The sequence below is a fragment of the Sphingomonas sp. H160509 genome (genome assembly GCF_024124765.2).
Classification (GTDB): Bacteria; Pseudomonadota; Alphaproteobacteria; order Sphingomonadales; family Sphingomonadaceae; genus Sphingomonas.
The window spans coordinates 3,885,508-3,908,392 of record NZ_JAMXSR020000002.1 but is presented as its reverse complement, the minus strand read 5'-3'; the positions used below and the strand labels follow the sequence as shown (position 1 = coordinate 3,908,392).

The following is a 22,885-nucleotide window of genomic DNA, read 5'->3' as shown; positions in this document are numbered from 1 at the left end:
CCCAGTCTGGGTCCCCGCCTTCGCGGGGAAACATGCTTCTTTCGGGAGGAAAGGTGCGTGAAACCTAAACCAGAATACCCCGGTCGATCTCCGCAATCGACCGCACCCCCGTCAGCGCCATCGCCACGCGCATCTCCCGCTCGATCAGCGTCAGCAATTGCGTCACGCCAGCTTCCCCCCGCGCCGCCAGCGCATACAGCCACGCCCGGCCGAGCAACACGCCATCCGCTCCCAACGCCAGCATCCGCACCACGTCGAGCCCCGACCGCACGCCCGAATCCGCCAGCACGGTGAGCTGCCCCTTCACCGCCTCCGCGATCGCCGGCAGCGCCGCCGCGCTCGACAGCACGCCGTCGAGCTGCCGCCCGCCATGGTTCGACACGACGATCCCGTCCGCACCGATCGCCGCCGCCTCGCGCGCGTCGTCGGGGTCGAGGATGCCCTTGATGATCAGCGGCCCGTCCCAGCCGTCGCGGATCCATTCGAGGTCCTTCCACGCGATCGACGGATCGAAATTGTTGCCAAGCCAGCCCATGTAATCGTTCAGCCCGCTCGCCTTGCCCAGCACCGCCTCCAGATTGCCGAGCTGGTGCGGCCGCCCGTGCAAGCCTACGTCCCACGCCCAGCCGGGTCTGCCCATCGCCTGCAACATTCGCCGCAGCGGCGCGCGCGGCCCCGACATCCCCGAATGCTGATCGCGGTAGCGCGCACCCGGCACCGGCATGTCGACCGTAAACACCAGCGCCTTCGCGCCTTGCGCCTTAGCCGTGGCGAGCAGATCGCGCATGAACGCGCGGTCGCGAATGACGTAGAGCTGAAACCAGGTTGGCCCGGTCGGCGCCGCCTTCACCACTTCGCCGAGCGAACAGAGCGACACCGTCGACAGGCAGAACGGCACGCCCGCGGCATGCGCAGCCCGCGCCGCCTGCGTCTCGCCGCGACGATGGTACATGCCCGCGATGCCGACCGGCCCAAGCCCGACCGGCAACGCCTGATGCTGGCCGAACAGCGTCGTCGACAGATCGATATCGGACACGTCGCGCAACACGCGCTGGCGCAGCGCGATGCTCGACAGGTCGCTGACGTTGCGCGCCAGCGTCGCCTCCGCATAGGAGCCGCCATCGGCATACTCGAACAGGAACCGCGGCAGCCGCTTGCGTGCAGCCTCGCGGAAATCGAGCGTCGAGGCGATCGTCATGCAGAATCTCCCATATTGTGCACATCGATCCCGGAATCGCAGCGCACGACGTTCCCTAGCAAGCCAACGCCCCCGCCAGCAACTTTCAGATATGAAAGATTGTTGTTCCGCGTCCGCGCGCTTGCGGCATAAGGATCGCGCCCGCAATCACGATAGCTTCGACCATGCCGCTTCCCTCGCCGCCGCCCCCGCCAGACACCAATAGCGCCAGTCCGCGCGTCTATTCGGCGCCCGCGCTGGAAAAGGCGATCGACATCGTCGAACTGCTCGCACGCGAACCGAACGGCCTGACGGTAAGCGAGATCGCCGCCCGCCTGTCGCGGTCGATCAGCGAACTCTTCCGCGTGATCGTCGTGCTCGGGCGGCGCGGCTGGCTACACAAGGATCCCGGCAGCGATCGCTACCGCGTGACGTACAAGCTCCTCGAAACCGCGCACCGCGCGACCCCCGCGCAGGAACTGACGCACGTCGCCGCGCCGCTGATGCAGACCTTGGCGGCGACCGCGATGCAATCCTGCCATCTCGTCGTCGTCAACGGCACGTCGGGACTGATCATCCTTCGACAGGAAAGCCCGGGCCCGACCGGTTTCGCCGTCCGGCTGGGTACCAGCATAGCCTTGGCGACAAACTGCTCGGGTCACGTCCTGCTCGCCTTCATGGCCGACGATGCCCGATCCGCGATCCTCGACCAAACAATGGACCCGGCGGCTCGCGACACGCTCGATGCCGCCTTTACCGAAATCCGCGAACGCGGCTATGAATCGATCCGCAGCGCACGGATGGGCGGCGTTTCCGACATCAGTTGCCCGATCTTCGGCTTTGACGGCCACGTCGTTGCCGCGCTGACCATCCCGTTCCTCGAGGTCATCGACGAGACCCCGCATATCTCCGCCGACGAAGCACTGGTCGCACTGGAGCGCACCGCAACGCAGATTTCGCAAGCGCTAGGCTGGTACGCGCCGAGCGAGACGTCCGCCTGACGTCTGAGGCCATGGTCGTGAGCCGCATCCCTGTCGCTTGCCACCCTAATCCGCGGCTGAGTGCGTCGAACGTAGGCCCATATCGACCAGCCAGACTGCGTGGGCGGAGCCGCATGGAAGGTCGTTCTGAAAAGGTGTTTCAGCGCTAATCCGCTGTCCGCTCATCCGGGTAGAATAGTATTCATCTACCCGGCGACTGGTTAACAATACTAGAAACTTTTAAATGAATTGAAGGGTTTGGCGCTCGGGATCATCGGATCGCGGGCCACTCCGGCCTGATGTCATGGCCCCGACAAGAGGGGCTTTTCATGACTCGGCATCCTAGTTTTTCACGCGGTGCGGCACTCGCTGTTGTCGGCATCACCACGCTGTCGCTCGCTGCGTGCGTCAATCCGTCGGCGAAGATCGCCACCTCGCTCGAGGGCTATGGCTTCCAGCCTGCGCAGTCGCAGTGCGTCGGCGACCGGCTCGAGGCGAACCTGTCGCTTGGCCAGCTCCAGCAACTCGGTCGCGCGGCCAAGGCGTCGCGTGAAGGCGACACCACGCCGGGCCGCCTGACGGCCAGCGACTTCGTTCGCGTGTCGGGGCAGGTCAAGGATCCCAAGGTACCGCTCGAGGTCGGCAAGGCCGCTGCTGCATGCGGCATCCTGACCGACCCCGCATCACCACTCTAATCCGGAACCGCGGCATCGAGGCCAGAGCGCACCCAAGGCACACGGCGCCGCGCACCGGCAGACGTCAGGCCCCGTAGAGGGTTTCAAGGAACACACACATGCAAGACGTAACCTATGCGGGCGATACGGTCGTATCGAACACCCGCGATTTCGGGGCGCAAGCCTGGAGCTATGTCGAGATCTGGACACCCCGGATCATCGCGGCGCTGATCATCCTCGTCATCGGCTGGGCGATCGCACGCGCCGTGAAGTGGGGCGTCGCCAAGCTCGTCAACAAGACGCCGCTTGCGATCCACGCCAACGAGCCGAACGCAAACCCACGCAACCCGACCACGATCGGCGCGCAGGTCGGTGATGCCGCCTATTGGGTGGTTCTCCTCATCGCGCTGTTCCTTGCGACGCAGCCGCTAGGGCTGGCCGGCGCAACCGGTCCGCTCGGCGACATGCTGCAGGGCTTCGGCACGGCCATCCCGCGGATCATCGGTGCCGCGCTGATCTTCTTCCTCGGCTATGTCCTCGCCAAGGTCGCCAAGAAGGCGGTCGAGGCGGTCATTACGGCCAGCCATGTCGAGCGCTTCTCGACGCATGTCGGCGCGACCACGCCGACCGATCCGACGATGTTGCCGCGTACGATCGGCGGCATCGTGTTCGCGCTGATCATCATCCCGGTCTCGATCGCGGCGCTCGACACGCTGAACATCGCGGCGATCTCGCAGCCGGCAACCGCCATGCTGCGCATCATCCTCGACGCCATCCCGCACGTCATCGCCGCCGGCATGATCCTCGCCGTCGCCTATGTCATCGCCAAGTTCGCGTCGCGTCTGTTGACGCAGTTCCTGGCAACGACCGGCTTCGACCGGACGATCGGGTCGATCGGCATCTTCGGCAACACGGAGAACCGCGAGCTCGGCACCACCGGCCAGTCGACCGGTCCGTCGTTCGTGCCATCGAAGACGGTCGGCACCGGCGCGTTCGTCGCGATCCTGATCTTCGGCCTGATGGAAGCGTTCCGCCAGCTGAACTTCGCCTATGGCTCGCAGATCATGGCCGAGGTGCTGACGCTGTTCGGGCAGGTCGTGTTCGGGGCGATCATCATCTTCGCATCGGTCGTCATCGCCCGCTTCGTGGCGCACGCCATCGAGCGCAACGGCGACCAGGGCACGCGCGTTGCCGCCCCCGTCGTACGGATCGCGATCATCGTGCTCGGCACCGCGATCGGCCTGCGCTTCATGGGTCTGGCCGACGACATCATCAACCTGGCGTTCGGGTTGCTGCTCGGTGCGATCGCAGTCGCCTTTGCCCTGGCGTTCGGCCTGGGTGGTCGCGATGCAGCCGGGAATGCCGTGAAGCGGATGCTCGACGGTGCCAAGTCGACCGATAACCCCGCCGATCGGGCGATCGACGGCGACCGCACGACGCCACCCTCAGGGATGGATCGTCAGACGGACGGCGATCTCGCCCGTCAGGATGACCGTGGCGACATGCGGGACCTTACCGACCGCCCCTGATCTGACCGTCCTTCCCTAGACAATCAAAGGAGATTCTCGTGAACACCGATACCCTCAACGGCGCAGCCACCAACGTCGGCGGCAAGCTCAAGGGAAACGCTCGGCGGCGTGATCGGCGACACGTCGTTGCAGAGCGAAGGCACCGCGGATCAGCTTGGCGGCACGATCCAGAAGACCGTCGGCCAGGCGAAGGACGTCGTCCAGGACAATATCCGCCCGCTGCTCGACTATGTTCGCCAGTTCTCGAAGGAGCGCCCCTTCACCGCGGCCGCCGTGGCCGGCGTGCTCGGCATCGCGGTCATCAACACCCTGCGCGGCAAGTAAGCCGCCAGACGGAAACGCTCTGATCGGCGGGCGGGGCAGCGATCGCTGTGCTCTGCCCGCCACCCCAAAGACCGACGGGCGCTCATCGATGCACCCCAGTTAGGCACGAACGACATGGCCGACAGTCCACACCTTCAGCGCACGTCGACCATCGGTACGCCCGCTGGTCAGGCAGCCCGACCCCGCCGTATCGCTACCGCGCGACGGCTGGCCGCCGAAGTCATCGGCACGTTCTGGCTGGTCCTGGGTGGTTGCGGCGCTGCGGTTCTTGCCGCGGGCACGGGCGTCCCCGGCACGATCGGCATGGCGGGCGTGGCACTGGCGTTCGGCCTTACCGTCTTCACGATGGCGTTTGCCGTCGGCTTCATTTCGGGCGGCCACTTCAACCCAGCCGTCAGTGTCGGCTTGACGGTCGCCGGCCGCTTTCCCGCTCGCGACCTGCCGGGCTATGTCATCGCGCAGGTCATCGGCGGCATATTGGGCAGCGCGGCACTCGCTGCACTGGCATCGGGGACCGCAGGGTTCGACCTGGTCGCCAGCGGGTTCGCCGCGAATGGTTACGGCGTGCATTCGCCGGGCGGATACGGCGCCGCAACCGCGTTCCTTTCGGAGGCACTGCTGACCGCCGGTTTCCTGACGGTAATCCTCGGCGCGACCGACGAGCGCTCTCCGGCAGCGTTCGCCCCGCTGTCGATCGGTCTGGCGTTGACGCTGATCCATCTCATCTCGATCCCGATCGACAATACGTCGGTGAACCCGGCGCGCAGCACGGGTCCGGCGCTGTTCGTCGGCGGGTGGGCGCTGTCGCAGCTCTGGCTGTTCTGGATTGCACCGCTGAGCGGCGCCGCCGTGGCTGGCCTTCTCGGTCGCTGGCTGTTCGCGCATACCGATGAAGATCAATCGCCAGGCCCGATCGGCGATACCCCGGTCGAACTGATGGTCGGCGACGACCGCAATACTGCGCCGCGTGAAGGATAATCAGTTCGGCAGCCGCCAGAATGGGAAGCAATAGTTCACCTGGTCAACAACAACACAACACCTGAAGCAGCAATACAAGAACCGGTCTGAGATAATATCATAGTTAATACCATCGGGATCGACTTAAGTAACCGACACTGACCTTTCGACTCATCTGTCATACAGATTGCGCGCCAATATACAGATCTCCTTAGTATCGAAATGGGGCATTCTTGGTATAACGGATTTTTCACTCCATCTATCGATCAACTTAAGTGTATCTTCGTGACGACGAGGAACGACCATGACGAACGACTGCCTGGATATCTTCACACGGCCTCACCACTCGCTCGCGGGCACCGTGTGGCATGCGCCAGATCGCATGACGCGGCTCGAATGCTCGATCGAGTCGCACCCCGCCCCCGCCATCGTCTGCGGCTTGCGGGACCTGCGCTACGTCATGGTCAGTCGTAGTTTCCTCGCGCTCACTGATAGCACGGACGAGGATTGGCTGAGCCGCTCGATGTACGAGCGCAACATCCTCGAGGGCGTCGCGAACTACGCGGCGGTGAAGCGCGCGCTCGTCAACGCGCAGACGATCCCGCAGACCCGGGCCAGCCTGGCGATGCCTGACGGCACAAGCCGGCCCGTGATCGTTACCGGCCAGCCCGTCACCTTCGGCGGCCAGCCGTGCATGCTGTTTACGCTGACGGATATCGAAGCGTGGCAGCAGACCGAACGCCATTACGATCAACTCCGAACAAGCGTCGAAACCGCGTTCGCGACGTCGACGGCCTGCATGATGATCGTCGATCCGGCCGACAATTTCGTGACCGTCGCGAATGACAGTCTCTGTTCTCTGATCGGGTATTCGCGAAGTGACCTGTCCGGTCGATCGACCGATGACATCGAGATTTGGCCATCGGGAATTGCATCTGGGGCCGTCCGTACCAAGTGCGGGCAGCGTCTCGAATGCCAGATATCGGAGGCCACGATCATGATCGCCGACAAGGCCTACGCGCTTTGGACCTTTCAGGACGTCACCAATCGTCGGATCGACGAACGCAATCTGGCCGCCGCGATCGAGGCGACGATCTCGGAATCGAAATGGCTCAGCCACGCCATTCTGGACAATCTGGCACTGCAGTCCGAACCACCGCGAGCCGTTACGCCATCGGGCCTGAACGACCTGACCGCGCGCGAACGCGATGTGCTCGCGCTGATTTGCGAGGGCATGGACGACAAGACGATGGCGCGCACATTGAACGTCAGCGGCAATACCGTCCGCAACCATGTCGCGCGCGTCTACAGCAAGATCGGCGTCAATCGCAGGGTGGCGGCGGCGGCCTGGGCGCGTGCCCGCGGGTTCGGCGATGGGGCCGATCGCAAGACGCTGCTGCCAAGCCCCGTCCCGGTCGTGACGCTACAGCCCTGATGGACACTGGCCTGATCGATGACGCCGCTGATATTGATCGAACCAAGCAGGCGCCGCCTGCCCGATAGTATCCGTGCGAGATGTCGAAAATACTATCGGGTTGATACAACGCGATCTTTTGCCGTTATTCGGATCACGCTAAATCACGGGACTTGACCAGACCCGGATGGAGAATGGGTGCTCATGAGTGATGATACCGATGATTTTGCCGACAAGGCCAGAGTCTCGGTTGCGGAGGCGATCTTCAAGCTCACCGGGGCAACCCCGTCCGAGGCTGACGTCGACGCCAAGGCCGCTCATGTCACGAAAACTTCACCGGCGGTCGGCCGCGCTCGTCGCACCGGCACCATCCACCTCAAACACTGAACATGAGAGAGACCAAGTATGAAGAACGTATTTGCACTGGCACTACTTGCTGCCGGCCTGGCGCTGACGGGATGTCACACGGTGAACGGCGTCGGCAAGGATGTGAAGTCCGCTGGAACGGCCGTCTCGAGCGCCTCGGGTGAGAGCGGCAAGAAGAAGTAACGGGCACGGCACCGTCCGCAATTTGAGTCGACTTTCGCCAGGACTTTCAGTGCCGGCACGAAGGTCCGGCGACATTCGCGACGGACGGTGAAACCTCGGAATGCCCTGCCGATCCTTGATCCGGCAGGGCATCTTTTTATCTGGAGCCGGGAATCGTCGAGAGTGTCGAACACGCGCGTTTGAGCTCTGTTAACCGTTCGGCTGTAAAGACTCGGTGCTGCAATGAGAGGCCGAACGTGCGCATCGATCAACTTCAGCCTACCCCCACCGTGGCGGAACCGCTCGAGATCCCCGCGGAGTTGTTGGCGAGCGTACAGCGCCACCAGGCACATCTTGCCGAACTGATCGTCAGCCTGCGGGCGGCGGGACTCGGCGAGGACGTCGTCGATGCGAGCATCCGCACTCTGGTCGACAGCTATGCCGACGATCTCACCGTAGCAATCCGCGCGATGATGAAGGCACCGGATCATGGATAACGCCCTGCTGCTCGACGACGACGATGGCCGGGTCGCAGCCTTGCGTCGCCTCGACGTGCTCGACACAGCGGTCGAAGAGCCGTTCGAAAAGATCGTCACGCTCGTCCGCACGGTGCTCGCGGTACCCGTAGCGACCGTGACGCTCGTCGATCGCGATCGGCAATGGTTCAAGGCGCGGCGCGGCATAGAGCAGTGCGAAACGCCCCGCGCGGTATCTTTCTGTACGCATACGATCCAGCAACGCGACCCGTTGATCATCGAAAACGCGCTGGCCGACCCGAGGTTCGCCGAAAGTCCGCTCGTCGTCGGTCCGCCCTATGTGCGGAGCTATGCGGGCATCCCCCTGCGCACGCCCGAAGGATATAATGTCGGGGCGCTGTGCGCGATGGATACCCGGCCCAGACGGTTCAGCCCCGCGGACATCGCGATCCTCAGCAATTTCGCGAACATCGTTTGCGACGAGCTCGAACTGCGGCTGATCGCACAGGTCGATCACCTTACCGGCGCGCTGACCCGACGTGGCTTCGTCGATCAGGCGCAACGGGAAATGGAGCGTACGCTTCGCTACGGGCGGGCAAGTTCGCTTATCATGATCGACGTCGACCATTTCAAGCGGGTGAACGATACTTACGGCCACTCGATCGGCGATCAGGTCCTGAAGCAGATCGCCAGCCTTGCCGAAACCACGTTGCGCCCTTGCGATCTGTTCGGTCGTCTCGGCGGCGAGGAATTCGCTCTTCTGATGCCGGAAACCAGCGGCGCGGCAGCTCTCGTCGTCGCGGAGCGACTTCGGAATACCATCGCCGAACATCCGATGACGCTCCATGGCGGCGGTACGATCCACGTAACCGCGAGCTTCGGCGTGGCTGAGCTGTCCGCATCCTTCAACACGCTAACCGCCTGGCTCGAACGTGCCGACACGATGCTCTACGCAGCGAAATCCGGCGGCAGGAACCGTACGCAACTCGCGGAGCCGATGTAGAACGGCGGCCGCGGAACGGCGACATTCGGGACTTCAGCGAAAACGTGGAGCGGGTGAAGGGAATCGAACCCTCGTCACTTGCTTGGGAAGCAAAAGCTCTACCATTGAGCTACACCCGCTAACGGCGATCTACGCCTGTCGGTCCGGGTCTTGCACCGGCTCTCGATGACCGGCCGAGTGCCACAGTCCTTGCGGCGACGTCAACGCCAAATCGTCCCGCGTGAGCCAGTCTGCCCTCCGGCGCATCACCTAACCGCGCAGGCCGAACACCTGCGAACGGTCCGCTTCGGGCACTAGTCCCTCGAGCACCGCCCAGAACCCCGATACCGCGCTTTGCCCCGCGCTCGCATATGCGTCCGCCATCCGGACTCGCGCTGCCTCGAACAGTTCGCGCTCCATCTTCGAACCCTCGGCTGTCAACCGCAGCAAACGCTGCCGCCGGTCGCGCTCGCCGGGTCGCGTCTCGACCAGCTTGCGGTCCGCCAGTTCGTTCAGCACGCGTCCCAGCGACTGCTTGGTGATCGCCAGCAGCGACAACAGCTCGCTCACCGTCATGTCGGGCTTTCGCGCGATGAAATACAACGCGCGATGGTGCGCGCGGCCAAGCCCCTCTTCGGCAAGACCCTGGTCGATCGACCGCGTCAGGTGGCTATAACCGAAGTACAGCAGCTCCATGCCGCGGCGGAGTTCGGGTTCGCGAAGGAACAGGGGTGAAGCAGAAGACGGAGTGGCAGGCATGTTGACCGGTTTAGACATCGCCCGTAGTCGTCGGCAACCCGCAACGAGAGAGATTTTCGATGTCCGTTCCAGCTTTTACGCCGTCTTCCGCCTTCCGCCATGAGCCGAACGCGACTCCGGTCGAGGCGAACGAGCGGGCAAAGCGGCTGATCGATCCCGGATTCGGGCGAGTCTTCACCGATCACATGGCGATGATCCGCTATAGCGAAACCGAGGGCTGGCATGACGCGCGGATCACGGCGCGTGCACCGCTGACGATCGATCCGGCGTCGTCGGTGCTGCATTACGCGCAGGAGATCTTCGAGGGGATGAAGGCGTATCGACTCGCCGATGGCGGCACGGCGCTGTTCCGTCCCAAGGCGAATGCGCGCCGTTTCCAGGATTCGGCACGGCGCCTCGCGATGCCCGAGCTGCCAACCGAGCTGTTCCTTGAATCGGTCGAGCGCCTCGTGAAGACCGATGCGAACTGGATCCCGGAGAGCGATGGCGGCGCGCTGTACCTGCGCCCGTTCATGTTCGCGAGCGAAGTGTTCCTTGGCGTGAAGCCGTCGGCCGAATATCTCTACATGGTGCTCGCCTCGTCGGTCGGCGCCTATTTCAAGGGCGGCGCCCCCCACCGTGTCGATCTGGGTCAGCCAGCAATACACGCGCGCTGCTCAGGGCGGCACCGGCGCGGCGAAGTGCGGCGGCAACTACGCGGCGAGCCTGCTCGCGCAGTCCGAAGCGATCCGCAACGGCTGCGACCAGGTCGTCTTCCTCGATGCGGCCGAGCGGCGCTGGGTCGAGGAACTCGGCGGCATGAACATCTTCTTCGTGTTCGACGACGGCAGCATGGCGACCCCTGCCCTCACCGGCACGATCCTGCCCGGCATCACCCGCGACTCGATCCTGACGCTCGCGCGCGCGAACGGCATTACGGTCCGCGAGGAAGGCTACACGATCGACCAGTGGCGCGCAGACGCTGCCAGCGGCCGTCTGGTCGAAGCGTTCGCCTGCGGCACCGCGGCGGTCGTGACGCCGATCGGAACGGTGGCCAGCCCCGAGGGCCGATTCACGATCGGCGACGGTGCTCCGGGCGCACTGACGATGCGGATGCGCGACGCGCTCGTCTCGATCCAGCGCGGTACTGCGCCCGACGAGAACAACTGGCTGCACCATCTCGCGGATTGACGTCCGCAAGGGCTTTTCACACGCCGCTGCCCCGCTATAAGGCCGCCTCTGTTGGGGCGTCGCCAAGTGGTAAGGCAGCGGCTTTTGATGCCGCCATGCGCAGGTTCGAACCCTGCCGCCCCAGCCAAGTCTTTCCATATTCCGGATCTGCCGTATTTATTGGCGAGCCGCCGCCAGTAGCACGGCCGACCGCCAACGGCGTGGCCGCGGACTGGTCACAGCCTTGGCTTAGCTCCAGGTCGCTTATCACCGCGTCGCCTGATCGATTATCGACACTTCGAAATTCGGCTATCATGGTCACAGGGCATTCATGGGCCGGAGCATGCCCCGCCTAGGCCAGGCGAGCCCCGCGCACTTGGCATCCGCCTCCACTTCGTTACGCTGGAGGAATGCAACTGACCCGGCCTCAAGCAGAAACTCTCGCGCGCGACGGGATGGCTGCGCTCCGCAACGGTAATGCGGCACGCGCCTATGAAACGCTGTCCCTTCTACGCGACGGTGCACCGGGCATGCCCGCGCCTTGGTTCCTGATCGCACAAGCCGCACAGTCGCTCGGCCGCGACGACGAGGCGGAAACCGCGCTGGTGCATTTCCTGGCAGCAGAACCACGCCACCTGGCTGCGCTGTTGACGATGGCCGCGCTGAAGGTCCGACGCGGCGACGAGCGCGCGGCGCAATCCTTTTATCGCACCGCGCTGAACGTCGCCACGCTGCCGAATGCCACGATAGCGCCCGTCCTGGTGCCGATGCTGAAGGCCGGTGAAGCGTTCCTGGCGGATTGCGCGAAACGGTTTGCCGCACATCTCGGCGATGCGCTGGCGGGGACTGGTCTTGCCGCTGGCGTATCAGGAGGGCGTACGCGGTACGCGCTCGACCTGCTGCTCGGACGGCGTGAACTGTATCTGCAACAGCCGTCGATGTTCTATTTTCCCGGGCTTGCGCAACGCGCGTTCTTCGAGCGCGACGAGTTCGCGTGGGTTGCAGCCATGGAGGCCGCGACCGCAGACATGCGTGCCGAACTCGAAAGCGTCGTCGCGGCCGAGAAGGGCTTTGCGCCCTATGTCCAGTCGACGCCAGACCGGCCAGCGCCGGCCAACCCGTTGCTCGACGATCCGAGCTGGAGCGCATTCCAGTTGTGGCGCGGTGGCGAGCGCGTGGAACCCAACGCATCCTCCTGTCCGCATACCATGGCCGCGCTCGAGCAAGCACAGATCCCGATCATCGCGGGTCGCTCGCCGATGGCGATCTTTTCGCTGCTGAAGCCCGGCACGCACATTCGACCGCATTACGGGATGCTCAACACGCGGCTGATCTGTCATCTGCCGCTGATCGCACCCGAAGGATGCGCGCTGCGGGTCGGCGCGGAAACGCGCACGTGGCAGACCGGCGAAATGCTGATCTTCGACGATTCGTTCGAGCACGAGGCGTGGAACCGTGGCACGGAAACCCGGATCGTCCTGCTGTTCGAGGTTTGGCGGCCCGAACTGACCGCCGACGAACGCGCCGCGCTGACCGACATCTTCGAGGCCATCGACACCTATCAGGGGCGCGGCGATCGACACGGGCTGAGCATATCCCTGCGGGCCGCCCGTCGGCACCGGCTTCAGTCTGCAACGTCTCCGCTATTACCGAGCTTGTTGCCGAGGGAACCGAACAGGCGGCGCAGCATGGTCGTCTCGTCAGCCGTCAGATGGGGGTTCCAGACATCGACGATCAGGACGGCCCGGATCGTGTCACTGTCGTTCCAGGCCTCGTGCTCGATCGTATCGTCGAACACGAACGCCTCGCCGACGCGCCATTCGCGGGTCTCGCCGCCGACGCGGAAACCGCATTTGTCGGGGACGATCAGCGGCAGGTGCACGACCGAACGAATGTTGCTGACCCCGGTGTGCGGCGGCAAATGCGTGCCCGGTTTGAGGACCGAGAAGAATGCGGTCGGTGCGCGGCCGGGAATATCCGCCAGCGGCAACGCATCGAGGATCGCCGCGGTCTGCGGACACCGCGCGCAGACCGCGTCGTCGCGGACCCCGTAGCGCCACAGATAGCGTGCGCTCCACTGGTCCGAGCGATCGAGCGGACTCCACAGATTGGCCGGCGTCCCGCGCGGCATCGTCACGTAAGGCGTGAAGCCCGCCGACGGTTCGGCGAGCAACGCCTTCAGTTCGGCGAGGATGACGGGTGTCGCCGCCTCGAACTCGGCCAGCCAGGCGAAATGGTCGCGCGCGAAGAACTCGTCGGCCGGGAGGAATGGGAAATGCATTCCGTGCGGCGCGGGTGCGTAGATCGTCCGACGCCCCAGCATCGCATCGACACACGCATCGAACCGGCGGCGCTGTGCGGGGCTCACACCCGCCCGCAATGGCTGCATCGCGGCATCGACATCGTCCGACAGCGCGCGCGCGTGGAATGCGATCCGCTCCGACGCCCGCGCCAGCAGTTGATCGAGCGGTGGCGATCGATCCGCCATCGACTGGACGATCGTCGCCACCCCGCCCCAGCGGAACGCCGCCTGCGCCGCATCGCCGGTCCGGTCGTGCAGTTCGGCAAGCCGCACGTTCGCCATCAGGTTGCGCTGGTCGAGCGCCAGCGCCCGCTCCAGCGCGGTTCGTTCCGCCACGGCATCGCCTAACCCGCGATGTGCGCTCGCCAGGTTCATCCAGAGCGGTGCGGCGGCGGGATCGGCAGCCGCTGCCCGCGCAAAATATTCCCGCCGCGGCGCGGTCGTCACGCCCCAGCGCCGCCATCCCGAGGGCGTTAAGCGCGACCGGATGGTCAGGCGCGATCGCCAAGATATCGCGAAACGCCGCCCCTGCCCGCGCTGTATCGCCCGCACGATGTGCCTGGTCCGCGTCACGCAGCAGCGTGTCGACCTGTTGCCCCGGATGACTGCTCATATCGATCGCCAGACGCGCTTATTGCCCGCCCATTGCCGCGCGATCGACCACGTCCTGGCCCGCCGCGCGACCTTCCTGCGCGATCCGGCTCCATTCCGCCCGTGTGTGGCATTCCCGCCGTCTCTCGATCAGCGAGCCGGACGGCGCGGACTGTTTGCAGATCTGCCGTTCGGGTTTGGCAACCGCCTTCGCCGGTGCCGCCGGTTCGGGTTGCTGCGCGACTACAGAGGATGTCGCGATGACAATCGTCGCCAGACCAAACGCAATCCGCTTCATCATCGCATAACCTCCCGGGCATCGTGTTCTTAGCAGTATCATGCCGCATTCGCCCGCGGGCACAATCGGAAATCGCATGATCGCGCCTCGCAGGTGGCGATCAGCGCCGTGATATGCGATCCCTTTGCCGCATGAGCATCTCTGCGCGATATCCTTCGACTAAGAACATAGGCGCCGGCACGCTCCCCGCCGCTCGGATCACCGACCCGCAATGGCTCGCGCATCGCTACGATCCCGGTCACGACGCAGTTCACCTGATCGCCGCGGACCGCGCCATGCGGAGTGCTGCGACGTTCCTGACCGATGAATTCCTGCCGACTGCGACAGCACCGGTCGTGGTCCCCCGCCAGCAGGCGATCGCCATGATCCCGCGGATCGATCCGGTTCATTTCATCTTCCACTCGGCCTATTGCTGTTCGACCCTGCTCGCGCAGATCCTCGACCGTGCAGGACTTGCGTCGACGCTGAAGGAACCGCTCATTCTCAACGACCTTGTCGGCTGGCGCCACCGCGGCGGCAACCCGGCACAGGTCGCCGACCGGCTCGACAGCGCACTCACGCTGCTGTCGCGCGCATTCGTGCCGGGCGAGGCGGTGATCGTGAAGCCGTCCAATGTGGTCAATGCACTGGCTCCGACGATGATGACGCTTCGACCAGAGGCACACGCGGTGCTCCTGTACGCGCCACTGCGGGTCTTCCTTACGTCGATCGCGCGCAAGGGCATGTGGGGGCGTTTGTGGGTACGCGAACTGCTTGCCAAACAGTTGGCGGACGGAATGGTCGACCTTGGATTCGCGCCCGAGGACTATTTCCGGCTGACCGACCTGCAGGTCGCGGCGGTCGGCTGGATCGCGCAGGCCGACCTGTTCGAAGCGCTCGCGTCGCGGTTTCCGGGACGCGTGCGATCGTTGCAGAGCGAGACACTGCTCGCCGCGCCCCGCCCGGCGCTGGCCGCGCTCTGTACCCTGTTCGGCTTGGCCGACGATCCCGCGACAATCGACGCGTTGGCGGCAAGCGACGCGTTCGGGCGCAACGCCAAGGACGGCAAGGCGTACCGTGCTGCCGACCGCACGCGCGAACAGATCGACGGTGCGGCATTCCACGCCGAGGAAATCGACAAGGTCCTGGTCTGGGCCGAAGCGGTCGCCCGCGGGGCCGGCGTAGCACTCGATCCACCGGCGCCGCTTCTCGACTGAGCAAAAAGCGGAGCGGAGCTTCACGCCGCCGATGGCTGGGATCCTGCGTACCCCGTCATGTCAAACTGAGACGCAGCGTCTTCCTTCGCGCCAACCAGCCGGCCCCGCGCGGCACGAAGGTTGCGACCCCATTCACGACCCCCACGGGCAAAAAAAGGGCGACTCCGAAGAGCCGCCCCGAGATCGGATCGTCGAGATCCTAGAAGTGTAGTCGTGCCCCGACCGCAAAGCGACGGCCCAGCGCGTCGTACGTCGACGGATAGGTGTTGCCGCTGTTGTACGAGGTCGAACCAACAGTCGAACCAACGATCGGCGGCTCCTTGTCGAGCAGGTTCTGAACCGTAACGGTGAAGTCGAAGTTCTCTGCAACGGCGATACGCGTGGTCAGATCGAAATAGTCGTGCGCCTTGATGCGACCGAAGTTGACCGTGTCGCCGCCGAACGTACCTGCGAATGCAGGACCGCTACCGTCCGTCACGTCGTAAGGCTCTTGCTTAACACCGTCGATATGGCGCCACATGAGCGATACATCGACGCTGTCGGCAAACGTGAAGGTCGCCCGGGTATTCCAATAGAACTCCGGCTGGATCGATGCGCAGCTGACCGAATAATAGCCGGTGCATTCGCGGTTGATCGAGGTTGGCGTTGCTTGGAACTTGGAGTCATGCGTCCAGTTGCCTTGGAACGACAATGCCATCTTCGCAAATCCGATATCGCGACGATAATTGATGCCGAGATCGATACCGTCCGTCTTGATCTGGCCAAGGTTGGACAGCGGCGAGAACAGGCCGGGAGTAGTGGCGCTATCGCCGTAGAGATTGCCCGTCGCCGGATTACGGCGAATGACAGTGCAGGCAGCTGAAGTTGCGCTAGCCGCGCTCAAGGAAGGACCAAAGCAGGCGTTGATCGCATCGTCAGGCGTCTGGCTCGAAATCGCGCCCTTCACCTTGATGTTGTAGTAATCGACCGTGACCGAGAAACCCGGGATCAGCTGAGTAGGCTGGAGAACAACACCAAACGTGTACGAGTCGGACTTTTCCGGCCGGACGTTGAGGTTTCCGCCGGTCGTGACGTTCGGCTGACCAGCAGGATCCGCTTGGATCGTCCCGATCGTGCTAACCGGTGCGCCCTGCGCTACGCAGACGTTGCGCAACACGACGTTCGAAACAGGCGCGGTCCCAGCGCATGGATCGGTCGCCAGATTGGTCAGTCCGGTGGTCAGCGGTGAGAACAGTTCGCTGATGTTCGGAGCGCGAACCGCACGCTGATAGTTCCCACGCAGCTTTACGCCGACGACTGGCTCCCAGCTACCACCAGCCTTGTAGGTCGTCGTATTGTAGGTCGGCGAGGTGGGAACGAGCACCTTATAGTGCGAATAGCGCCCACCGACTTCCAACGTCAAACTTTGGAAGAAAGGCTTATCCTGGACGAGCGGCGCAATGATTTCGCCGAAACCCTCGACAACCTCATACCCGCCATCGACATTCGGAGCAGCACCACCGGCGCCACCGAGTTCGCCAGCCGTTTGAGCCAGGGTATCCGAGCGCTGCGACGCACGATATTTACGATATTCGGAACCGGCCGCGAAACCGACCGAGTCGGTTGCGAACGGCGATGCGAAGCCGAAGTCGCCGTTCAATACTGCACGAGCCTGAGCAAGCGATGTCTTGATCGTCGTGGTGCTCTCGCCGAGCAGGTAGGGAACCTGCGCTGGCGTGAGCGTCCCCCTCCGCGCCGAACAGGTTAACGGGAACGCAACCCGTCCCTGCACCAAGCGCAGCACCCCCGGGAGCGCCAGCCAGGCAGGTCGTGGTGTTTGTAGCATACGCTGCCGAGCGCAAGCGCGACGTCAGGACGTAGCCCTGCAGCGTCTGCGTGTTCTCGGATTCACCGTAACCACCCGACACGTCCAGCTTGATGCCCTCGGTGATGCCCAGCTTAACGCCGGCTCGATAATCGAAAATCGTAGTTTGGAAGTTTGAGATACGCGGACCCACTTCTGGAGTACGACGCGACAGGGTCGTCGTCGCAGTCCGGAAGTTTGGATCCGTCGGGCTTGTCGCGATCGCGGCGGCCGCGCATTCCGTTGGCGTAAAGCGCGGCGTATAAGTAGTTTGAGCGGCAACCGAAGCACCAGCTGCAGTTACGCCGAGCGTTGTGGGTGCAATGTTGGCAGCGCAGAGCTGAGTACGGAGCGCAGCAGGCAGGTACGGATTGCTGAGGGGGCACAACCAGCTGCGAGCCGAATGAACCCGATGGCGCCACGATGGTCTGCACGGTGTTCTTCGAGAACAGGCCGCGCGTATAGACCTCAATGTTGTCGGAAACGTCGTAGTGCGCCGCACCGTACATGTTGAAACGCTCGAACGGCGTCTGGAAGATGTTGTACGGGTTGAAATTGAACGGCGCATAAGCTGCAACGGCCTGCCCGTTCGAGCCAATCTGGCTGTTTCCACGATTGGCCATGCCGCCTGGGTTCAACGCGAGAATGGGAACGCCTGCTGCCGTCGTTCCGGTCTGGACATATAGCGGCGCCGTGTTGGCGATGCCGTTCACCAGCGTCCGAGTACCGGTAAGGCTTGCGGGGACCGAAGTACCCGAACCGCCGAGTGCACCGCTGAACGAGTTCACGTTGTTGATCGAGTAGTCACGATCGCCTTGATAGACGGGGTCTGACTGTTGATAGCCGACCGAGAATACCGCGTTGCCGCGACCGTCGTCGAAGTTCGCTCCGATCGTGATGTCGCCGCGGAAGTACGAACCGTCGCCACGCTCGGTGATCTGGTTCGAGACCGATGCGTCAAGGCCCGAGAAGTCCGAGCGGGTGATGAAGTTGACGACGCCTGCAACTGCGTCGGCGCCGTAAGTGGTAGCTGCGCCGCCGGTCAGCGTGTCGACACGCTCGACGAGTGCGAGCGGGATGTTGTTGAGATCGACGCGACCGACCAAGCCCGATGGTGCCAGACGGTTGCCATCGAGCAGCACGACGTTACGGAACGAACCAAGGCCGCGAAGATCGACGTAGGATGCGCCGCCGTTGCCGTTGTTCACGGCCGAACCGATGCTCGGCACGGCACCTGGAAGGGTGCGCAGGATGTCTTCGGCAGTGTTCGACTGGCGAAGCTGGATTTCTTCCTGGCCGATGACCTGGACCGGCGCCGATGCGATCAGCGCCGGATTCTTGATTAGCGAGCCGGTGACGACGATGTCGCCCTGGCTGTTCTCGGTGGTCGGCGCCGCTTCGGACGTCGTCATGCCGACTTCACCCTGGGCATTCGCGCCCGGCGTGGTTGCTTGGGTCGCGCTCGCGCCCCCAGCGCGAATCCCCGAATTGTCACCCTGGACTTGCGCGAACGCTGGCGTGGCAAGCGTCGCCGCTCCCATGAGCAGCGTGGTCGCAAGCAGGTGTGCACGAGCAGCAGATGTCATATTAGCCCCCTTGTTGCCGGCGTATCGCCGTGCATTTGCCCCCGGAAAAAGAACCGGCTCTGGGAGGGGTGTATCGATCGCTATTACCGCACCGCAATGAATATCGTCGATTCGGACCTTTTGAGTTCCGTTTGCGACATTAGCGTGACATAAGCGCAACATAGTGTCCCCCGCCGGTGTCGGCCGATAGATTCTTTCCTTTATTCGTCTCGAGGTAGTCCAATGCGTGATTTGCGTGCCTATTGCGTTCCGTTTGCACTCCTCGCTCTGGCGGGCGTCTCCTGCGGTGAACCGGCAACCGCCGCCCCCGATCGGACCTCGTCGCGAACATTGGACGTTCTTGCGGAATGCCAGCAGGTTGCGACCGATGCTGCTCGGCTCTCATGCTTCGACGCAGCCGCTCGCGAGATAGCGAGCGCGCGCAAGTCCGGCAGTTTGCTGGCGCTGGACCGCGCAGCTGTCGTCGAGCGTAAACAGCAGCGATTCGGGCTCGCAGATGCGGCAAAAAACCCCCCTTGGCGGCGGCGAGGCCGACCGGCTCACGAGGGTTACCGAGGTGAAGACGACGATCACCGGTGTAAGGGCGTCAAGTTACGCGCGTTACTTAATCCAGCTGGCCAACAATACGGCGTGGGAGACGATCGAGCCGTTGACGCTCGCACCGCGCCCCGGCACCGCGGTCATCATCAAACAGTCTGGTTTCGGCGGGTTCAAAGCGTTGATCGACGGCGAACGACCGGTTTTGGTGAAGCGTCAGCGCTAGTGACTGAGGCAAAAATAGGCTTAAGCGCGTCTCGTGGATTTCACTGCCCGAGCTAGCAGGTACGAAGCCGCGATTACGGACGATTTCGGCCCGCTACGGATGCCTGGCGGTCGCGACGCGAGGTCTTTGGACGGCGTAGTCACGACACCGGCTTGCCGCAGGTCGGCCAAGCGTTAAGCAGGGGCAACCGCTGTCCTGCCGGAGCCCCCGATGCGTCTTACCGTCACCGCCGCCCTTCTCCTCGCGACCGCCGCGCCTGCGTCCGCGCAGACGCTCCACCAATATGGTGGGCTCGCGCTGTCGCCTGCGGGCGATCGTACCGCGACCATCGAAAGCAGCGGCGCGCATGGTGTCATAACGCTGCGCAGCGTTGCCGACGGGCGGGTGCTGCGGACGATCGATCCGTGCGCGACGTGCAGCTATGCGGGGCTGACCTTCGCGCCCAACGGCGACCTGATATTCCTGGTCCGCGACACCGCGGCGGGCAATGTCCGGCTGACCTATGCCGACGCCAAGGCGACGCGCACCGTCGCGATCATCGCCGGTATCGCGCAGACTCCGCGCGTGTCGCCCGACGGCAAGCGGATCGCGCTGCTGGTGACACTGGGCGCGGCCAAGGAATCGGGCGCGACGCAGGCCGGTGTCCGGATGATCGGCGAGATCGGCGAGAAGAGCGACGAGCAACGCCTCGCGGTGTTCGACATCGCCAAGGCGACGACGACGGTGACGCCGCTCTCGCCTGCGGGGCGCTACGTCTACGAATATGACTGGACGCCCGATGGCCGCGGGTTCGTCGCGACGACCGCGCTCGGCAATGGCGACAACAACTGGTGGGTGGCGACGCTCGACGCGATCGACGCGCAGACCGGCGCGGTCCGCTCGATTGCCAAGCCGACGACGCAGATCAACCAGCCGCGGGTGTCCCCCGATGGTCGCACCGTCGCCTATGTCGGCGGCCTGATGAGCGACTTCGGCTCCATCGGCGGCGACGTCTTCACGGTCGGACTGGAGGGCGGCACCCCGCGCAACGTCACCGCCGGCGCCAAGTCGACGGTGACGACGATCGCCTGGACCCGCGGTGGCCTGCGCACCGTGACGCTGGCCGGCGACCAGATGCAGTTCGGCACGCTCACCCCCGGGCAGTCGGTCGTGCCGGGGTTTGCCAAGCCGGCAAGCTCGAGCGCAGGCGATGGCCGCGCCGTGTTCTCAGCGGACGGGCGGATCGCTGCCGCCGTGGTACAAGATTACGAGCATGCACCGGCGATCTACGCAGGACCGCTCGGCTCCCAGGGACAGGGCGTGAAGCAGATCACGCACGACAACGACGCGATGCCGGCGCTCGCCGCCGCGCGGAGCATCAGCTGGAAGAACGAGGGCTTCGACGTTCAAGGCTGGCTGCTCGCGCCCCGCCCCGGCTCGGGCATCGCACCGACCGGCAAGGCGCCGATGATCACGATCGTCCACGGCGGCCCATCGGCGGCCTCGACGCCCGGCTATCTCTACCCGACCTCGCTCAACGCCGCTTTGGTCAAGGCGGGCTATTACGTCTTCCTGCCCAATCCGCGCGGCAGCTACGGCCAGGGCGAGGCATTCACCGCCGCGAACAAGCGCGACTTCGGCGGTGGCGATCTGCGCGACGTGCTGGCCGGCGTCGATGCGGTCGAGCGCGTCGCGCCGGTCGACGACAAGCGCCTCGGCCTCGGCGGATGCAGCTATGGCGGGTTCATGGCGATGTGGGCCAACACGCAGACCAACCGTTTCAAGGGCATCGTCGCGGGCGCCGGCCTGTCGAACTGGGTCAGCTATTACGGTACCAACGGCATCGACCAGTGGCTGCTGCCGTTCTTCGGCAAGTCGATGTACGACGACATGAAGGCGTATGAGGACGTCTCTGCGATCTATCACGCGAAGACCGCGCGGACGCCGACGTTCATCTATGTCGGCGAGCGCGATATCGAAGTGCCGCCGACCCAGTCGATCGAATGGTGGCACGCGCTGAAGGATCAGAACGTCCCCGTCAGCCTCGTGATCTATCCCGACGCCGGCCACTGCGTGACGGGCCCCGAACAGTCTGCGGACGTCCGCCAGCGGTCGATCGCGTGGTTCGACAAATACGTGAAGAACGCGAAGTAGCGTCTGGGCGGCCGGGGGGCTTCGGGCTAGGCAGGCGCATGCCGAAGAACCGTTATTACCAGGGCCCCCCGTCCGACCATTTCGATGGTCTCCAGTTCTTCAATCCGGGGCAGGCGCCGACCGACCGCGGCCTCAAAGACGTGCTGCGGTGGAAGCTGGCGCCCGGCGTCGCCAAATGGCCGCGCTCGGTGCCGGTCACGCCGGCCAAGCCCGCCGCGCGCGTCGACGGGATCCGTGTCACGATGATCGGGCACGCCTCGATGCTGATCCAGGTGGCCGGGCTCAACATCCTGACCGACCCGATCTGGTCGGAGCGCGCGAGCCCGGTCTCGTTCGCCGGGCCAAAGCGAGTCGCAGCGCCCGGTATCGCCTTCGACCACCTGCCGCCGATCGACGTCGTGCTCATCAGCCATTGCCATTACGATCATTTCGACGTCGCCACTTTGCGCAGGCTCCAAGTGGCTCATACGCCCCTGTTCGTACTCCCACTCGGCAACGATACGATCCTGCGCGCCGCGGTGCCCAAAGCCAGATGCATCGTCGGCGACTGGTGGGACCGCCTGACGATCGGCGAGGGCATCACCACCACGATCACCCCCCGCCTATCACTGGGCGAACCGCTGGCCGAGCGACGTCCGGATGGCGCTATGGGCAGGGCACTGGCTCGACACACCCGCCGGTGCGATCTGGTTCGCAGGCGATACCGCGTACGGCAATGGCGCGATCTTCGGCCAGATCCGCGAGCGTCTTGGCGCGCCCGACGTCGCGCTGATCCCGATCGGCGCCTACGCTCCGCGCTGGTTCATGGCCGGGCAGCATGTCGATCCCGCCGAGGCGGTGCGGATCTTCGGCGAGGTCGACGCGAAACGGGCGCTAGGCATTCACTGGGGCACGTTCCAGCTGACCGACGAAGCACGCGACGCGCCGCAAATCGCGCTGGGCGAGGCGCTGGACGCAGCGACGATACCCCGCGAGAGGTTTGTCGCGGCACCACCCGGCGGCGTTTTCGATTTCGGCTGATCGACGGGAGCCGAACCCAGGAACCGAGAAATTCGCCGCTGATGTGAGCCCATCGAACGGTCCAAACGTTATCTACCGATGACAGTACGAACTTTACGGATGCAGCTCCCTCTGGGTTGCATGCCGGTCCTGGCTCTGGCGCTCGGTGGATTTGCCCCGGCGCCCAAGCCCATCGCCCCAACAAAGGCCATCGCGGAAGGCCAG

22 protein-coding genes, 2 tRNA genes and 3 pseudogenes are annotated in these 22,885 nt (G+C 64.4%); 18 read left to right on the top strand and 9 right to left on the bottom strand.

Going from position 1 to position 22,885, the window contains the following annotated elements:
• Window positions 1-64 precede the first annotated feature (64 nt).
• Entirely contained in the window at window positions 65-1,198 is a 1,134-nt protein-coding gene (gene lldD / locus NHF48_RS21175; protein ID WP_253072217.1) for an FMN-dependent L-lactate dehydrogenase LldD, read from the bottom strand.
• A gap of 164 nt (window positions 1,199-1,362) precedes the next feature.
• On the opposite strand from lldD, the gene NHF48_RS21170 reads away from it, so the two are divergent.
• The 10 genes from NHF48_RS21170 to NHF48_RS21125 all read left to right on the top strand — a co-directional run bounded on the left by NHF48_RS21170 (window position 1,363) and on the right by NHF48_RS21125 (window position 9,062).
• The gene (locus NHF48_RS21170; protein ID WP_253072216.1) at window positions 1,363-2,178 is read left to right on the top strand and encodes an IclR family transcriptional regulator; all 816 of its coding nucleotides are present in this window, start codon (window positions 1,363-1,365) and stop codon (window positions 2,176-2,178) included.
• A gap of 308 nt (window positions 2,179-2,486) precedes the next feature.
• Window positions 2,487-2,852 (top strand): hypothetical protein, encoded by a 366-nt coding sequence (locus NHF48_RS21165; protein ID WP_253072215.1) that lies wholly within the window; start codon window positions 2,487-2,489, stop codon window positions 2,850-2,852.
• A gap of 98 nt (window positions 2,853-2,950) precedes the next feature.
• On the top strand, window positions 2,951-4,360 hold the full coding sequence (locus tag NHF48_RS21160) for a mechanosensitive ion channel (protein WP_253072214.1): 1,410 nt from the start codon (window positions 2,951-2,953) through the stop codon (window positions 4,358-4,360).
• A gap of 48 nt (window positions 4,361-4,408) precedes the next feature.
• The gene (locus NHF48_RS21155) at window positions 4,409-4,684 is read left to right on the top strand and encodes a CsbD family protein (protein ID WP_446741225.1); all 276 of its coding nucleotides are present in this window, start codon (window positions 4,409-4,411) and stop codon (window positions 4,682-4,684) included.
• 189 nt (window positions 4,685-4,873) lie between these two features.
• On the top strand, window positions 4,874-5,662 hold the full coding sequence (gene aqpZ, locus NHF48_RS21150) for an aquaporin Z (protein WP_056486919.1): 789 nt from the start codon (window positions 4,874-4,876) through the stop codon (window positions 5,660-5,662).
• A gap of 283 nt (window positions 5,663-5,945) precedes the next feature.
• Entirely contained in the window at window positions 5,946-7,076 is a 1,131-nt protein-coding gene (locus NHF48_RS21145) for a LuxR C-terminal-related transcriptional regulator (protein ID WP_253072212.1), read from the top strand.
• A gap of 183 nt (window positions 7,077-7,259) precedes the next feature.
• Window positions 7,260-7,442: a hypothetical protein gene (locus NHF48_RS21140; protein ID WP_253072211.1), complete on the top strand. Its 183-nt coding sequence runs from the start codon at window positions 7,260-7,262 to the stop codon at window positions 7,440-7,442.
• Window positions 7,443-7,460: 18 nt separating this feature from the next.
• Complete coding sequence (locus tag NHF48_RS21135) at window positions 7,461-7,604, top strand: entericidin A/B family lipoprotein (protein ID WP_136189770.1); 144 nt, start codon at window positions 7,461-7,463, stop codon at window positions 7,602-7,604.
• 236 nt (window positions 7,605-7,840) lie between these two features.
• Entirely contained in the window at window positions 7,841-8,080 is a 240-nt protein-coding gene (locus NHF48_RS21130) for a hypothetical protein (protein WP_136189769.1), read from the top strand.
• Window positions 8,073-9,062 (top strand): GGDEF domain-containing protein, encoded by a 990-nt coding sequence (locus tag NHF48_RS21125; protein ID WP_253072210.1) that lies wholly within the window; start codon window positions 8,073-8,075, stop codon window positions 9,060-9,062. Before NHF48_RS21130 ends, NHF48_RS21125 begins: the two co-directional genes overlap by 8 nt.
• Window positions 9,063-9,107: 45 nt before the next feature.
• On the opposite strand, the gene NHF48_RS21120 is transcribed toward NHF48_RS21125, so the two are convergent.
• Window positions 9,108-9,181 (bottom strand) — tRNA-Gly (locus NHF48_RS21120).
• A 130-nt stretch (window positions 9,182-9,311) separates the two neighbouring features.
• Window positions 9,312-9,818: a MarR family transcriptional regulator gene (locus NHF48_RS21115; RefSeq protein WP_056485958.1), complete on the bottom strand. Its 507-nt coding sequence runs from the start codon at window positions 9,816-9,818 to the stop codon at window positions 9,312-9,314.
• A gap of 41 nt (window positions 9,819-9,859) precedes the next feature.
• On the opposite strand from NHF48_RS21115, the pseudogene NHF48_RS21110 reads away from it, so the two are divergent.
• Together NHF48_RS21110 and NHF48_RS21105 are read left to right on the top strand one after the other, a co-directional pair.
• Window positions 9,860-10,970: pseudogene (locus NHF48_RS21110) on the top strand (branched-chain amino acid aminotransferase).
• Between the two features lie 52 nt (window positions 10,971-11,022).
• Window positions 11,023-11,097 (top strand) — tRNA-Gln (locus tag NHF48_RS21105).
• Window positions 11,098-11,458: 361 nt separating this feature from the next.
• Here NHF48_RS21105 and NHF48_RS21100 read toward each other — a convergent pair.
• Window positions 11,459-11,773: a hypothetical protein gene (locus tag NHF48_RS21100; RefSeq protein WP_253072539.1), complete on the bottom strand. Its 315-nt coding sequence runs from the start codon at window positions 11,771-11,773 to the stop codon at window positions 11,459-11,461.
• Here NHF48_RS21100 and NHF48_RS25490 point away from each other — a divergent pair.
• Window positions 11,717-12,391: pseudogene (locus tag NHF48_RS25490) on the top strand (aspartyl/asparaginyl beta-hydroxylase domain-containing protein); the annotation flags it as partial. The gene NHF48_RS21100 and the pseudogene NHF48_RS25490 overlap by 57 nt on opposite strands.
• A gap of 182 nt (window positions 12,392-12,573) precedes the next feature.
• Here the strand turns inward: NHF48_RS25490 and NHF48_RS25485 are convergent.
• Both NHF48_RS25485 and NHF48_RS21085 read right to left on the bottom strand, forming a co-directional pair.
• Entirely contained in the window at window positions 12,574-13,698 is a 1,125-nt protein-coding gene (locus tag NHF48_RS25485; RefSeq protein WP_253072209.1) for an aspartyl/asparaginyl beta-hydroxylase domain-containing protein, read from the bottom strand.
• Window positions 13,699-13,882: 184 nt separating this feature from the next.
• Window positions 13,883-14,143, bottom strand: coding sequence for a hypothetical protein (locus NHF48_RS21085; protein ID WP_253072208.1), 261 nt, complete (start codon window positions 14,141-14,143; stop codon window positions 13,883-13,885).
• Between the two features lie 128 nt (window positions 14,144-14,271).
• Here NHF48_RS21085 and NHF48_RS21080 point away from each other — a divergent pair, with 128 nt between their 5' ends.
• Entirely contained in the window at window positions 14,272-15,336 is a 1,065-nt protein-coding gene (locus NHF48_RS21080) for a hypothetical protein (RefSeq protein WP_253072207.1), read from the top strand.
• Between the two features lie 199 nt (window positions 15,337-15,535).
• Here the strand turns inward: NHF48_RS21080 and NHF48_RS26230 are convergent, their stop codons facing one another.
• A complete protein-coding gene (locus NHF48_RS26230; RefSeq protein WP_446741188.1) occupies window positions 15,536-17,119 on the bottom strand; it encodes a TonB-dependent receptor domain-containing protein in 1,584 nt (527 codons plus the stop codon).
• Between the two features lie 155 nt (window positions 17,120-17,274).
• Entirely contained in the window at window positions 17,275-18,765 is a 1,491-nt protein-coding gene (locus NHF48_RS26225; RefSeq protein ID WP_446741187.1) for a TonB-dependent receptor plug domain-containing protein, read from the bottom strand.
• Window positions 18,766-19,321: 556 nt separating this feature from the next.
• On the opposite strand from NHF48_RS26225, the gene NHF48_RS21070 reads away from it, so the two are divergent.
• Both NHF48_RS21070 and NHF48_RS21065 read left to right on the top strand, forming a co-directional pair.
• Complete coding sequence (locus NHF48_RS21070) at window positions 19,322-19,528, top strand: hypothetical protein (protein WP_253072206.1); 207 nt, start codon at window positions 19,322-19,324, stop codon at window positions 19,526-19,528.
• A 210-nt stretch (window positions 19,529-19,738) separates the two neighbouring features.
• Window positions 19,739-21,661, top strand: coding sequence for a S9 family peptidase (locus NHF48_RS21065; protein WP_253072205.1), 1,923 nt, complete (start codon window positions 19,739-19,741; stop codon window positions 21,659-21,661).
• Window positions 21,662-21,716: 55 nt separating this feature from the next.
• Here NHF48_RS21065 and NHF48_RS26220 read toward each other — a convergent pair whose 3' ends face one another.
• Window positions 21,717-22,067 carry a hypothetical protein gene (locus tag NHF48_RS26220; protein ID WP_446741186.1) on the bottom strand — a complete coding sequence of 117 codons (351 nt, stop codon included), beginning with the start codon at window positions 22,065-22,067 and terminating at the stop codon, window positions 21,717-21,719.
• On the opposite strand from NHF48_RS26220, the pseudogene NHF48_RS26215 reads away from it, so the two are divergent.
• Together NHF48_RS26215 and NHF48_RS21055 are read left to right on the top strand one after the other, a co-directional pair.
• Window positions 21,949-22,278, top strand: a pseudogene (locus NHF48_RS26215) (MBL fold metallo-hydrolase); the annotation flags it as partial. The gene NHF48_RS26220 and the pseudogene NHF48_RS26215 sit on opposite strands and share 119 nt — an antisense overlap.
• A gap of 22 nt (window positions 22,279-22,300) precedes the next feature.
• A complete protein-coding gene (locus tag NHF48_RS21055; RefSeq protein ID WP_253072204.1) occupies window positions 22,301-22,681 on the top strand; it encodes an MBL fold metallo-hydrolase in 381 nt (126 codons plus the stop codon).
• Window positions 22,682-22,885 lie beyond the last annotated feature (204 nt).